This window comes from Rhodococcus sp. G6(2025) (assembly GCF_058628105.1).
The window spans coordinates 583,113-597,789 of record NZ_CP179750.1; the positions used below are offsets into that span (position 1 = coordinate 583,113).

General features: G+C 71.1%; 5 protein-coding genes. 3 read left to right on the top strand and 2 right to left on the bottom strand.

Features of this window, described 5'->3' with window-relative positions; all coding sequences use genetic code 11:
- Positions 1–8 precede the first annotated feature (8 nt).
- Positions 9–10,589 (bottom strand): SDR family NAD(P)-dependent oxidoreductase, encoded by a 10,581-nt coding sequence (locus ACLIVD_RS02895; protein WP_491931901.1) that lies wholly within the window; start codon positions 10,587–10,589, stop codon positions 9–11.
- 349 nt (positions 10,590–10,938) lie between these two features.
- Between ACLIVD_RS02895 and ACLIVD_RS02900 the strand changes: the two genes are divergently transcribed.
- Positions 10,939–11,727 carry a putative protein N(5)-glutamine methyltransferase gene (locus tag ACLIVD_RS02900; RefSeq protein ID WP_491931903.1) on the top strand — a complete coding sequence of 263 codons (789 nt, stop codon included), beginning with the start codon at positions 10,939–10,941 and terminating at the stop codon, positions 11,725–11,727.
- 28 nt (positions 11,728–11,755) lie between these two features.
- Here ACLIVD_RS02900 and ACLIVD_RS02905 read toward each other — a convergent pair whose 3' ends face one another.
- Positions 11,756–12,442 carry a helix-turn-helix transcriptional regulator gene (locus ACLIVD_RS02905; protein ID WP_491931904.1) on the bottom strand — a complete coding sequence of 229 codons (687 nt, stop codon included), beginning with the start codon at positions 12,440–12,442 and terminating at the stop codon, positions 11,756–11,758.
- 85 nt (positions 12,443–12,527) lie between these two features.
- Here ACLIVD_RS02905 and ACLIVD_RS02910 point away from each other — a divergent pair, with 85 nt between their 5' ends.
- Together ACLIVD_RS02910 and ACLIVD_RS02915 are read left to right on the top strand one after the other, a co-directional pair.
- Complete coding sequence (locus ACLIVD_RS02910; protein ID WP_491931905.1) at positions 12,528–12,965, top strand: hypothetical protein; 438 nt, start codon at positions 12,528–12,530, stop codon at positions 12,963–12,965.
- Positions 12,966–13,173: 208 nt separating this feature from the next.
- Entirely contained in the window at positions 13,174–14,664 is a 1,491-nt protein-coding gene (locus ACLIVD_RS02915) for an FUSC family protein (protein WP_491932841.1), read from the top strand.
- The last annotated feature ends 13 nt before the right edge of the window (positions 14,665–14,677 follow it).

Here is a 14,677-nt window from a genome sequence, read left to right on the forward strand (position 1 = left end):
GTTTCGGGTCAGAGACCGCGATCGATGAGGTCGAGGATCTCCTCACTCGTCGCGGCGTGAATCTTGTCGACGGCGGCCGCATGCGCATCGTCGGACGTGCCGACCTCGGCCAACAGGCTTCCCAGGCGCTGTGCGATGGCGGACCGCGCCTCGCTGTCCTCGCCGAGTTCGGCGATGGTCGCGCGCAGCCGGTCGACGTCGGCCAGGGCGACGGACATCGGGTCCGGGACGAGTTCGGAGCGCAGGAACTCGGCGACGGCACGCGGACTCGGGTGGTCGAACACCATGGTCGGCGGCAACCGCAGCCCCGTGGCGGCACCGAGATGATTACGGAGCGCCACGGCCGCCAGCGAATCGAAGCCGAGTTCCTTGAACGCCTGGTCGGGGTCCACCGAATCCGACGCGTCGTAGCCGAGCACCGTCGCTGCACCGCCCCGCACCAGATCGAGCATCAGGTGCCGCTGTTCGGGGATCGACCGGTCGGCGAGGCGCTGCGCCCAATCCGACGGCCCGGCCCCGCTCGCGGTCACGACCGCGTCCGACCCCGCGGCGTGCGGGCGCGATTCCCGGATCAGGCCACGCAGCGGGGCGGGAACGTACGGTGCGGCCGAGCCCGAGTGGTCGAACCGTGCGGCCGCGACCGTGGGTGCACCGGCGGCCAGCGCGCTGTCGAAGAGGGCCAGGCCGTCGGCCGCGGGCATGGGAATCATTCCGCTGAGGCGGGCACGGGCGAGGTCGATCGCGCCGAGGTTGTCGGTCATGGCGCTGGGTGTCGCCCACATGCCCCACGCGATCGAGAGACCGGGCAGCCCGAGGGCGTGGCGGTGATGGGCGAGGGCATCGAGGAACATGTTCGCGGCCGCGTAGTTCGCCTGCCCGGGGGCCCCGAGGATGCCGGCGAGCGACGAGAACATGACGAACGCCCGCACGTCGCTGTTCGCGGTCAGCAGGTGCAGGTTCCAGGCCGCGTCGACCTTCGGTCGCAGGACCGCGTCGAGCCGCTCGGGGGTGAGCGACGCGAGGGTGCCGTCGTCGATCACGCCGGCGGCGTGGATCACCGCCGTGAGTGGGTGTTCGGGCGGTATCCCGGCCAGCAGAGCGGCGACCGCCGACGCGTCCGCGGTATCGCACGCAACGATGCTCACCTCGGCACCCAGACCGCTCAGTTCGCTGCGCAGCCGGTCGCTGCCCTCGGCGTCGGGTCCGCGCCGGCTGGTCAGCAGCACGTGCCGTGCCCCGTGTTCGGTCACCAGGTGCCGGGCTACGAGAGATCCGACCGTGCCGGTGCCGCCGGTGACGAGGACGGTGCCGCCGGGATCGAACGGTGTCGGTTCGTCGACGGCGGGCATGCGCCGCAACCGCGGTGCGCGCAAGGTGCCGTTCCGGGCCGCCAACTGCGGTTCTCCGCTCGCCAGCGCCGACGTGACCGCGGCCTCGGCGTCGGATTCGTCGTCGAGGTCGATCAGCACGAACCGGTCCGGGTTCTCGTTCTGTGCGGAGCCGACGAGACCCCACACGGCCGCGGCCGCGAGGTCGGGACGGGCGTCGTGGTCGTGCCCGTCGTCGGTGACCATGGCGTTGCGGGTCACGATCACGAGTGGGCTGTCGGCGACGGCCTCGTCGTCGAGCCACTCCTGAAGCAGCCGCAGTACCCGAGCGCACAGGTCGTGAGCCGCGTCCGGACCGTGGTCGCCCTCGGTCGCACACCCGACCAGCACCGTCCACGGACGCAGATCGTCGTCGTCCGGCCGGGATTGCATCGCGGTCCGCAACGTTTCGAGGTCGGGGTAACCCGGGAACGTCGAACCGACACCCGGGTCGCCGAAGCCCTCGGCGTCGAGGACGACCGTCGGTCCGAGGGGCCGTTCGGACGAGGCCACCTCCACCGGGATCCAGGCCGCCCGGTGCAGTCGAAGGGACGGCGACCGGCCTGCGCCATCTCCGTCGACCGCCCTCTGCGCCACCTGCAGGGCATCGACGGTCAGCACCGGCTCACCGGCGGGGTCGACGGCGGCAACGCGATACCGCCCGTCCTCGCCGGGGGTGAATCGGGCGGTCATCGCCTCCGCGCCGACGGTGTGCAGACGGATCCCCGACCAGGTCAGCGGCCAGCCGTCCCACCCGAGGAGGGGTTCGATCGCCGCCTGCAGCAGCTCCGGATGGATGCCGAATCCAGTCGTGTCGGTGCCGTCGTCGAGGCGCACCTCGGTCTCGGTGTCGCCCGGGTCCTGCTGCGGCACACCGGCGGCGGGGCCGACGACGTCGTCGATCGTCGCCGAAGCGTTCCGAACCCAGCTGTCCGGGCCGTCGGTGTCACCCGACTTCGACGAGATCGTGACGGTGCGAGCGCCGTCGGTGCCGGGCGGCGACACCAGTACGCGAATCGAGGCCAGTCCCGACGGCGGGAGGACGAGCGGGTGGTCCAGCGTGAGTTCGTCGATGTGGTCGAGACCGACGTGGTGGGCCGCATGCAGGGCGAGTTCGATCGGCACCGCCGGCAGCAGTGTTTTCGCTGCGCCGGTCGCCGGCTGGTCGCCGTCGTCGATCGTCGGTGGCACGAGCCATGGATCCCGGTGCAGGGACAGCTGTCCGGTGAACAGGGTCGCGTCGTCGTCGAGGGTCACCGCGGCACCGAGCAGCGGATGATCGGCCGGGGTCAGACCCAGCTCGGTCGGGTCGCCGGTATGTCGAGTGGACGCCGTCGGCCAGTAGGAACGGCGCTGGAATGCATAGGTGGGCAAGGCTACCCGGCGGCGACCGGGCAGTACCCGATCCCAGTCGATCGTTGCGCCCTGCACGTAGGCGGCAGCGACCGCCTCGATGATCCCGTGTGTTTCGTCCCCGCGCCCGGGCAGCGTGGCGATCGTGTTCGGGACGACCTCGGCGGCCAGTGCCGCCAGTGCCGCGCCCGGGCCGACTTCGACGAGGCGGGTGACGCCGAGTTCGTCGAGGGCGCAGACGCCGTCGTGGAAACGCACCGCGTGCCGGATGTGCCGGGTCCAGTACTCCGGGGACATGAGTTCGTCGGCGGTGGCGACGCGGCCGGTGACGTTGGAGACGACCGGAATCTTCGGCGGCTGCGCCGTCAGCCTCGACACCACGGCGGCGAACTGGTCGAGGATGGGGTCCATCAGGGTCGAATGGAAGGCCCGCTCGACCCGCAGACTCGTGGTCTTCAGTCCGGCGGCGGACAGTTCGGAGGCGACGGCGTGCACGTCGCGTTCGCTGCCGGCGAGGACGACGGAGTCGGCGCCGTTGACGGCCGCGAGATCGACGCGGCCGTCGATCCGCGGCAGGACGTCTTCCTCGCGTGCCCGTACGGCGATCATCAGCCCCGGTTTGGTCGACTGCATCAACCGGCCACGGTCACCCACCAGGGCGGCGGCATCGGGCAGGCTGAACACCCCCGCGACGTGTGCCGCGGTGATCTCGCCGATCGAATGGCCGATCAGGTAATCGGGGGTGATTCCCCAGTCCCGCAGCAACCGATAGAGCGCGACCTCGACGGCGAACAGTGCCGGCTGGGTGTATTCGGTGCTGTCGAGCTTCGCACCGCCACCGTCGGACTCGTCCCAGATGACTTGCCGTACCGGGGTTTCCACATGTTCGTCGAGTGCGGAGCAGACCTCGTCCAGTGCCCGCGCGAACACCGGGTAGGCCTCGTAGAGGCCGCGGCCCATCCCGATGCGCTGCGCACCCTGGCCGGTGAACATGAAGGCCGTCTTGCCGCGGGCACTCGTCCCGGTGACGACGTTGCCGCCGGGGCGCCCCGTGACGATGCGGGCGAGGCCGTCGCGCAGGTCGGCGAATGTTTCGCCGATCACCGCGGCGCGGTGGGTGAAACCGGATCGGGTGGTGGCCAGCGAGTAGGCGAGGTCGGCCGGATCCGGGAGTTCGGACTCGTCCGTGTCGAGAAACTCCGCCAGCCGGGTGGCCTGCGCCCGCAGCGCGTCCCCGGTCTTTCCGGAGATCACCCAGACCAGCGGCGACGTCGACGGAGAGACCTCCGGCGCCGTGTCCTCGGGCGGTTGTTCGAGGATCATGTGCGAGTTGGTGCCGCTGATACCGAACGACGAGACGGCCGCCCGCCGGGGCCGTCCGGTCTCCGGCCAGGCAACCGATTCGGCGAGCAGCGAGACCTCGCCCGCGGTCCAGTCGACGTGCCGGGTGGGGACGTCGCCGTGCAGGCTCGGGGGGAGGATCCCGTGCCGCATCGCCATCACCATCTTGATCACGCCTGCGACGCCCGCCGCCGCCTGGGAGTGGCCGATGTTCGACTTGACGGAACCGAGCCACAGCGGCCGGCCCTCCCGGCCCTGCCCGTACGCGGCGAGCAGCGCCTGCGCCTCGATCGGGTCGCCGAGCGTGGTGCCGGTGCCGTGCGCCTCCACGGCGTCGATGTCTGTGGGGCCGAGCGAGGCGTCGGCCAGCGCCTGGCGGATGACCCGTTCCTGGGACGGCCCGTTCGGGGCGGTCAATCCGTTGGAGGCCCCGTCCTGGTTGACCGCCGATCCGCGGATGATCGCCAGCACCCGGTGGCCGTTGCGCCGGGCGTCGCTGAGCCGCTCCAGCACCACCATTCCCGCGCCCTCGCTGAGCCCGGTGCCGTCGGCCCGGTCGGAGAACGGCTTGCAGCGTCCGTCCGAGGCGAGCCCGCGCTGGCGGCTGAACTCGATCAGCACACCGGGTGTGGCCATCACCGTCGCCCCGCCGGCCAGCGCCAGCGCGCATTCCCCGTCGCGGAGTGCTCGCGCCGCCAGATGCATGGCCACCAGCGACGACGAGCAGGCCGTGTCCACGGTGACCGCGGGACCGGTGAAGCCGAGGGAGTAGGAGATCCGGCCGGACGCGACGCTGTTGCTCGTCCCGGTCATCAGATAGCCCTCGGCGTCGACGTTGCGCTGAGTCATCAGGTGGAAGCCGTAGTCGCCGCCCATCAGCCCGACGTACACGCCGGTGTCGGTGAGGCCGGGCGCGGTCGGCCGGATTCCGGCCTGTTCCAAGGCTTCCCAGGCGCTCTCGAGGAGCAGCCGGTGCTGCGGGTCCATCGCGATCGCCTCGCGCGGGCTGATCCCGAAGAACGCGGCGTCGAATTCGTCTGCGTCGTAGAGGAACCCGCCCTCCTTCATGTACGTGGTGCCGGCCCGGTTCGGGTCGGGGTCGTACACCTCGTCGAGATTCCAGCCCCGGTTGTGGGGGTACGCGCCCACGGCGTTGCGGCCGTCGTGGACGAGCCGCCACAGGTCCTCCGGGCAGTACACCTTGCCCGGGTATCTGCACGCCATCCCCACGATCACGATCGGGTCGTCGTCCCTGCGGGCACGTGTCGGCCCGGCCGGCTGCGGAGCCGCATCGTCCCCGAGCAGGCGCGCCACCAGTTCCTGGGTCAGCGCGTCCGCGGTGGGATGGTCGAACACCACCGTCGCGGCCAGTCGCACACCGGTGGCGGTCGCCAGTTGATTGCGCAGTTGCACGGCGGTCAGCGAGTCGAAACCGAGTTGTTTGAAGGCACGTTCCGGGTCGATCGCCTCCTTGCCTTCGTGACCCAGCACAGCCGCCACGTGGGTGGTGACGATGTCGAGCACCCGGCTGTGCCGCTCCCCGGGGTCCAGCGCCCGCAACTCCTCGGCCAGGCCGGTCGGGGAATCGGCCGCCGCGGCACGGCGACGACGGACGCCGAGCACCCGGCGCAGGATCGGTGGCAGCGACTCGCCCTCGGATCGAGAGGCCCTCGTCGAGAGCCGTATCGGCACGATCAACGGACGGTTCACGGCGAGGGCAGCGTCGAACAGGGCCAGACCCGATTCCGGGCTGATGGTGTCGATGCCGCTGCGCTGCAACCGGTCGAGGTCGGCCGCATTCAGATGGGACGTCATGCCGCTGGGCCGGTCCCACAGTCCCCAAGCCATCGACGTCGCGGGCAGCCCGCGGGCACGGCGGTGCTGCGCGAGTGCGTCGAGGAAGACGTTCGCCGCCGCATAGTTCGCCTGGCCTGCGCCGCCGAGCACCCCCGCCGCGGAGGAGAACAGCACGAACGCCGACACGTCGCGGTCCCGGGTGAGTTCGTGCAGATGCCAGGCACCGTCCACCTTGGGACGGAGGACGGCGTGCAACTGGTCCTCGGTCAGGGTGGCGGCGGTGGCATCCTCGAGCACCCCGGCGGCGTGGATCACGCCGGACAGGTCGGGAATGCCGGCAAGGAGAGCGGCCACCGCGGCGCGGTCGGCCACGTCGCAGGCGACAGCGCTGACCTCCGCCTCCGACTCGGCGAACTCGGCACGCAGTTCGGCCGCACTGTCGGCATCGAGTGCGTGCCGGCCGGTCAGCACCAGACGGCGCACCCCGTGCCGCACGACGAGGTGGCGGGCGATCAGTCTGCCGATGGTTCCCGTGCCGCCGGTGATCAGGACCGTGCCGTCCGGGCCGAAGCGTGCGGGTCCCGGTTCGGGTGCCGACGCGGCGGGCGTCACCGCGGCGAGCATGGGCGCCAGCAGTACACCGTCCCGGATGGCCAGCTGAGGCTCGTTGCAGGCCAGGGCCATGGCGATCAGCGAAGGGTCACCGGCGTGTACGTCCAGGTCCACCAGCGTGATGCGGTCCGGGTGCTCGTTCTGCACCGCGCCGATCAGTCCCCACGCGGGGGCGGCTGACACGTCGTCGACCGGATCGTCGTCGCGGACCGCCACCGCGAGCCTCGTCGTGACCAGTAACCGGGTATCGGCCAGGCGATCCTCGCGGAGCCAGGACTGGACCGCCCGCAACGTCGCCTCCGCGGCGGTGTGCGCTCGAGTCGGCGTGTCCGGTTCGTCGCCCGGTTCGCGGTCGAGCCACAGCACGCGACCTTCCGGATCGCCGCCGGCAAGCGCCTCCTCGAGCGGCATCAGGTCTGCCGGAGCCGTGCTGGACGCACCCACCGGCATCCATTCCACGCGGTAGAGGCTGTCTCGGACCCCGGCGGCGGGCACACCCGACTCCCCGAGCGGCCGCAGTGCCAGCGATTCAGCGGTCAGCACCGGTCCGCCTGCCGCGTCGTACGCGGAGACCCGGTAGCGCTCGGGTCCGGTCGTGGTGACGTGCACGCGCAGGGCGGTGGCGCCCACGGCGTGCAGCTGCACCTTGTCCCAGGCGAACGGCAGCCGGACACCGGTGTCCGCGGCCCCGAGCGCAATCACGTGCAGCGCCGCGTCGAGCACCGCCGGGTGGATTCCGTATCCCGCGACCGCAGCAGCAGGGTCCTCTCCGCTCAGCCGCACCTCGCCGAACAGGTCGTCGCCTCGCCGCCACGCCGCGCGGAGGCCACGGAAGGCCGGGCCGTATTCGTAGCCGGCCTCGTCGAGCACGTCGTACAGACCCCGGACGTCGATCGGCGTGGCATCGGCGGGCGGCCATTGCTGTTCGGGGGAATCGGCGGTGTCGACGGCCGCCGTGAGCGTTCCGGTGGCGTGCCGGGTCCACGGGGTGTCCTGCGCGGCATCGGCAGGCCGGGAGTGCACCGACACCGTGGATCGGCCCGATTCACCGTCGGCGAGCACGCTCACCTGCAATGCCGCCTCACCCTCGGCGGGAATCACCAGGGGTGCTTCGATGGCGAGTTCTTCGAGCCTGCCGCACCCCACGCGGTTCCCCGCGTGCAGGGCGAGCTCCACGAAAGCCGTGCCCGGCAGAATGACGGTGCCGCTGACACCGTGGTCGCTCAGCCACGGAAGGCGTTGTGGCGAAAGCAGACCCGTGAACACCGCGCCCCGGCCGTCACCGAGCTCGACCGACGCGGCGAGCATCGGATGCCCCCCGGTTTCCATACCGGTCGACGCGAAATCGCCCTGCGGAACCGGACTTTCCAGCCAGTAGCGGCGGTGCTGGAAAGCGTACGTGGGTAGGTCCACCCACTGCTGCCGATCGTCGTGCCGCGCCCAGCTCACCCGATCCCACTCGACGTGCAGTCCGTACACCTGTGCCTCGGCGAGTGCGGCGGTGAACTGGCGCAGGCCCGCGCGGTCGCGCCGGATGGTCCCGATGGCGCGGCCGGCGACGCCCGCCGCGTCGAGGGTTTCCTGCAAGGGCACGGTGAGGACGGGGTGGCTGCACGACTCGACGAACAGTCGATACCCGTCCGCGGCCAGCGATCTCGTCGCCTGCTCGAAGCGGACCGTCCGTCGCAGGTTCCGGTACCAGTAGTCCGCGTCCAGTGCGGTGCCGTCCAGCACACCACCGGTCACCGACGAGTAGAACGGAATTCGCGACCGGCGGGGAGTGATGGACGCGAGGACATCGAGAATGGGTTCCCGCAGGACGGAGACGTCCGCGCAATGCGACGCGTATTCCACGGCGATCCGCCTGGCCTGGACGCCGTCGCCCTGCAACTGGCCGACCAGGAGGTCGAGGGCGTCGACGGGTCCGGAGATCACCGTCGCGGACGGCCCGTTCATCGCCGCGACCTCGACGGCGCCGGCCCAGGGCTGAATCTTCTCCCGCACGATGTCCGCCGGCAGTGCCACCGAGGCCATCCCGCCGCCACGCCGGGCCGACGCGCCGATCACCCTGCTGCGCGCGGCCACGACGAGCGCCGCATCCGAAAGACTCAGCGCGCCCGCGACATACGCGGCCGCGATCTCGCCCTGCGAATGTCCGACGACGGCCGCCGGTTCGACGCCGTGGGAACGCCACAATGCCGCGAGACCGACCATCATCGCGAACAGCGCCGGTTGCACCACGTCGACCCGGTCCAGAGCCGCGGGATCACGGTCGCGCAGCACGTCCAGCAACGAGAAGTTGGTGTACGGGGCCAGCGCGTCGGCGCACTCCCGCACGGCGTCGGCGAACACCGGCGACGTGTCCAGGAGTTCGGTGGCCATGCCCACCCACTGCGAACCCTGGCCGGGGAAGACGAACACCGGCCGGTCGCCGGCTTCCAACGCCACGCCGGTGACGACGTCGGCGCTGGGCGCGCCTCGGCTGAGCGCGTCGAGGCCGTTCAGCAGGCCCTGCGGCCGCGCGCCGATCACGGCGGCGCGGTGGTCGAACGTGGCACGCGAACCCAGCAGTGCGCCTGCCACGGCGGCGGGCGTCAGGCCCGGGTGCTCGGTGACGTAGTCGCGCAACCGCTCGGCCTGGGCGCGCAGCGCGAGCTCGGTGTGGCCCGAGACGAACCAGGCCACGACTTCGTCCGGGGGAGAGGCTGATTCAGACGCCGTGGGCTCGACCGGTGGGGACTCCTCCAGGACGACATGGGCGTTGGTGCCGCTGATGCCGAACGACGAGACCGCCGCCCGCCGGGGCCGATCGGACGCCGGCCACTCCCGGTTCTCGGTGAGCAACGACACCGAACCGGCGGACCAGTCGACGTGCGGGGTCGGCCGGTCGACGTGCAGAGTCTGCGGCAGGACGCCGTGCCGCATCGCCATGATCATCTTGATCACCCCGGCGACGCCGGCGGCCGCCTGGGTGTGCCCGAGGTTCGACTTCACCGAGCCGAGCCACAGCGGCCGGTCGGCGGGGCGGTCGCGTCCGTAACCGGCCAGCAGGGCGGACGCCTCGATCGGATCGCCCAGCTTCGTGCCGGTGCCGTGCGCCTCGACCACGTCGACGTCGCCCGGGCCGAGTCCCGCATTGGCCAGCGCCTGCGCGATCACCCGCTCCTGAGCCTGCCGGTTGGGGGCGGTCAGGCCGTTGCTGGCGCCGTCCTGGTTCACGGCGCTGCCGCGGATGACGGCCAGTATCCGGCGACCTTTGCGCTCTGCGTCGGACAGGCGTTCCAACGCGACCATCCCCGCGCCCTCGCCCCACGCCGTGCCGTCCGCGGCGGCAGAGAATGCCTTGCACCGGCCGTCCCGGGCCAGCCCACGCTGGCGGCTGAACTCCACGAACACCGCGGGGGTCGCCATGACGGTCGCCCCACCCGCCAGCGCCAACTCGCACTCGCCGCTGCGCAGCGCCTGCATGGCGAGGTGAATGGACACCAGCGACGACGAACATGCGGTGTCCACCGTGATCGCGGGCCCGTTCAGGCCGAAGCTGTAGGCCACGCGGCCGGACGCAACGCTCATGGCGTTGCCGGTGATGAAGTACCCCTCGAGATCTTCGGGCGGCATGCCGCCCGCCCGCGCCGCGTAGTCGATGCCGGACAGCCCCGTGAAGACGCCGACCTGGCGGCCGTGCATCGACCGCGGATCGATGCCGGCATGCTCGAACGTCTCCCAGCTCGTCTCCAGCAGAAGCCGCTGCTGCGGGTCCATCGCCAGCGCCTCGCGCGGCGAGATGCCGAAGACTTCGGGGTCGAACCCCGCCGGATCGTCGAGGAAGCTGCCCTGCACCGTGTATGTCTTGCCGGCCTGCTCGGCCGTCGGATCGTAGAGGTCCGCCAGGCCCCAGCCCCGGTCCTCGGGGAACCCGGCGACGGTGTCGGTGCCGGACTCCACCAACCGCCACAGGTCCTGCGGCGATCGCACCCCGCCGGGGAACCGGCAGCCCATCCCGATGATGGCGATCGGTTCGCGGCTCACACCCTCGACCTCGCGCAGCTTTTCCCGCGCTTGGTAGAGCTCCGCGGTCACTCGCTTCAGATAGTCGAGGAGCTTCGCCTGATCGGCCATATCGGGGTCCTATCCGAGATCCGCCATACATAGCGCGGAAACCTCGATTGTATCCGCCACCACCATGCGGAGGCAGCGGTCCGAGCATCACCATCGATCGATCTACCTGGTCAATTCGGGCAGGTCACATGGGATACCCGCCGCCGCTCCGGTCCACACCACTTCCGGTTATTCGGATGCCCGGCGACCGCGGATGAAGGTAGTGTGGCGACTCCGAGCAGGATCCGTATCGAGGAGGTGAGACCTGTGTCCGTTCGTTCAGGTCGGGTGCTCTCACTCCGCGACCGCGCGGTCGTACCGACATAAGGTGACCGGGAGAGCGCCCATCGGCATTCCGGAAGGCTCTCCCATGTCAGTGTCTCTCTCACCGTCCCTCGAATTCGTTCTCGTCACGAGGCTTCGCGCCGCCGGCTGTGTGTTCGCCGAGGACGAGGCCCGTTTGATCGTCTCCGCGGCCCGGACGTCCGACGAACTCGCGTCGATGCTGGACCGCCGCGTCGCAGGCGTCCCTCTCGAACACGTCCTCGGCTGGGCCGAGTTCTGCGGGCTCCGGATCGCGGTCGATCCGCGGGTGTTCGTGCCGCGTCGTCGTACCGCGTTCCTCGTCGAGCAGGCCGCCGCCCTCGCGGGCGCGCACGCTGTCGTGGTCGACCTGTGCTGCGGTTCGGGCGCGGTGGGTGCGGCGCTCGCCGAGACGGGCGACGGCATCGAGTTGTATGCGGTGGACATCGACGCCGCCGCCGTCCGGTGCGCGCGACGCAACGTCCCGGACCCAGGCCGGGTGTTCGAGGGCGACCTGTACGAGCCGTTGCCCACCACGCTGCGGGGAGGCATCGACGTCCTGGTGGCCAACGCCCCGTACGTGCCCACCGACGCGATCCGGTTGATGCCGCCGGAGGCCCGGTTCCACGAGCCGCGGGTCTCGCTCGACGGCGGCGCGGACGGACTCGACATCCAGCGGCGGGTGACCCTCGGGGCACGCGACTGGCTCGCGCCGGGCGGTTATCTATTGATTGAGACCAGTGCGGGTCAGGCCCCGCTCACCGCGGAGGCGTTCGCGGACGCCGGGTTGATCACCCGGATCGAGACCTCGGAGGAGATGGACGCCACCGTCGTCGTCGGCGCCAACCCCAGGTGAGTGCCGAAGCGTCCCGGGGCACGCTTTGTCACTCACGTGCGGGTGGCTGCTCACTTTCGATCCGCACGCAGCAGTACCCCTCGGCGGGTGCCAGCGTGGCGCGGCGATCCTCGCATCCCGCGCCGTCGAGCAGTCCGGACAACAGCGCGAGGTTCATTCCGCACACCATGTCGGTGTGCTGCCGGGCGAGCGCGTGGAACGGGCAGTTGACCAGGACGAGGGTGCCGTCGCTGCGGCGCGGTTCGTAACCGCACGTCGCGAGCGCCGCGAGCAGATCGTCGTCCGTGCAGCCCGTGTCGGCGCCGAGGCCGCGCCCGAAGTCGTGGGCACGCGCGGAGAGGGCCGCCCGCGGTGATGCGCCGGTGGAATCCGCGTCCTCGATCGCCCGGGCGAGCAACTCGCCGGCGAGCGCGTACGCCCGCTCGGGCAGGTGTACCGAGAACTCACGGTCGGATCGTCGGTAGAGCTTGGCGGGCCGCCCCGCGCCCGGACCCGACCGCCCCCCGCGCCGCGCGAACTCGACGGCCAGCAGCCCCTCGTCGGCCAGCTTCTCGAGATGGAACGCGGACGTCGAGCGGGCGAGTCCCAGCGCCTCGGCGACGTCGTCGCGGCTGACCGGGGTCGCTTGCGCGCGCACGTGGTCGTACACCCGCCTGCGCACCGGTTCGTCGAGCGAGGAGACGGCCGAGACGTCCGAGCGTGGAGTGTCGTCCATGGACCCATTGTAAAACCGAGAATCGTTGACTTAATTGTGCCGGGAATTCTATAGTCAAGATACATAGTTTTTAGAAGGAGTCGTCATGGCTACCAACACACCCCACGAGGTCAGCCACGGTTCGCACACCCTGGCCGACCCCGGGTATCAGGCCTTTCTCGTACTGCGCACGGTCTTCACCGTGGCGCCCATCCTGTTCGGGCTGGACAAGTTCACGAACTGGCTCACCGACTGGCCGGCCTACCTGGCGCCGTGGATCGACGGCATCCTGCCGGGGACCGCGCAGCAGGGCATGTACGCCGTCGGCGTGATCGAAGTGGTCGCAGGAATCCTCGTCGCCGTGATGCCGCGGATCGGCGCTTGGGTCGTCGCGGCCTGGCTGGCCGGAATCATCGTCAACCTGGTCACGCTGTCCGGGTACTACGACGTCGCACTGCGCGACTTCGGGTTGCTCGCCGGTGCCGTCGCTCTCGGCCTGCTCGCCGCGGAATACGGGCGCCCGCTCCACCGCCCCCACGCCTGATCGGTACCGCGCACCCACGTGAGATGCACCTCATCGACTGTTTCGAGTGACTCGACCGCTCGTAGTCTGTGTGGTCGTGTCGGTAGGAGCGCAGGATCAGGGAACCGGGTCTCGGGATCACCGGGATCACGGTGTGCCGATCCCCGCGCCGGCCCCGGCACGGTCGTTGCTTCTGGGGGTGCCCAAGCAAGGTCGGCGCTGGCCGGGAGTGGTCCGCGCCGGAATGGCGGCGTGTCTGCCCGCGCTGGCGGGGGTCGCGCTCGGACACTCTGCGGTCGCCGCGACGGCGACTTTGGGAGCTTTCGCCGTCGTCTACGGCGAGGGCAGGGCGTACCGGGTGCGGTGGCGGGTGGTCTCGATCGCCGCCGCCGTGATGGTGCTCCTGGCCGGTGTCGGCGCCGCGGTCGGCGCGTTCGTTCACGACGCGACCGCGGCGGGCGGTTCCGCGCTGTGGGGGATGGCGCTCGTCCTCGCGATGACCGTCGTGGTGGCCGTCTGCGCCTTCGTCGTCGACGGGCTGCGGCTCGGAGCACCCGGTGCCTTTCTTCCGCTGCTCACGGTGGAGATCTCGTCCGCGCTGCCCGCCCTCGGTGTCTCCGTGGCGGAGGTGACGTCCTGGGCGGCGGCCGGTGCGGTGTCGGCGTTGCTCGTGTCGATGTCGGGGCTGCTCGCGCGTCCACGCACCCCCGAGCGGGCCGCGGTCGCGACCGCGGTCGCCGCGGTCGACGCCGCACTCTCCGGCACGCCCGCACCGAATGCCCGCCGGGACGCGGTGCGGTCGCTTCACGCCGCCTGGCAGTGCCTGCACGACGCCGCCCTCGTCGGCCGTGATCATCCACTGACCCGCACGTTGCGTGCGGCTCACCTGCGGTGCGCGGCCACGGTGCATGGCCTCGACGCGGACCACGCCTCCGACGAAGACGACCTGCGGCCGCAGGTACCGCTGCCCAGGCCGTCGATCCGCTACCGGCTCGCGCGGGCGGCCCATCTCCGGGGCCGGTCCTGGACGATCGTCGCACGACTGCTGGTCGCGTGCCCCGCGGCCGGTCTCCTGGCGCTGGGTCTCGGTGTCGCCCGGCCCGACTGGGCCGTGATCACCGCGGCGATGATCCTGCACCAGGGTCCCGACCGGGTGCTGGGGACGTACCGCGGGCTGCACCGGTTCTTCGGAACGGTGCTCGGACTCGCTCTGCTCGCCGCGCTCGCGACCCTCGACCTGTCGGCGGCCGCGCTGGTCCTCGTCGTCGCGCTCCTGATGGCGGGGACGGAAGCCTTCCTCGTCCGCAACTACGGCCTGGCGATGGTGTTCATCACCCCGCTCGCGTTGGTTCTCGGCGGTCTCGGAACGCACGTGGACCTCGTCGCGGTCACCCGGGACCGGCTTCTCGAGACCGTTCTCGGCGTGGCGGTGGCGCTCCTTGTGCTGTGGACCGTGCTTCCGGGCTCGTACCGGCGGATCCTGCGCGACGCGGACGACCAGGTGGCCGGGACGATCGGGCGGCTCGGCGATGCGCGGGAACCGGATGCCGTCGCGGAACTCTGCCGGGATCTCGAGTTCGATCTGCATGCGTCCACCACCGCCGCGATCACCGCCGCCCACACCGACCCGGCGTGGACCCGCGACCGGTGGCCCGAGCACCACCACCTCCATGAGCTCGGCTACCGAATTCTCACCCGGCACTTCGGACCTCGTCTTTAGCCGGTCGGCACCG

Excerpts from the sequence above, each read along its gene's own strand:
- ACLIVD_RS02895 (WP_491931901.1), bottom strand. The coding sequence starts at position 10,589 with ATGGCCGATCAGGCGAAGCTCCTCGACTATCTGAAGCGAGTGACCGCG.
- ACLIVD_RS02900 (WP_491931903.1), top strand. The coding sequence starts at position 10,939 with ATGTCAGTGTCTCTCTCACCGTCCCTCGAATTCGTTCTCGTCACGAGG.
- ACLIVD_RS02905 (WP_491931904.1), bottom strand. The coding sequence starts at position 12,442 with ATGGACGACACTCCACGCTCGGACGTCTCGGCCGTCTCCTCGCTCGAC.
- ACLIVD_RS02910 (WP_491931905.1), top strand. The coding sequence starts at position 12,528 with ATGGCTACCAACACACCCCACGAGGTCAGCCACGGTTCGCACACCCTG.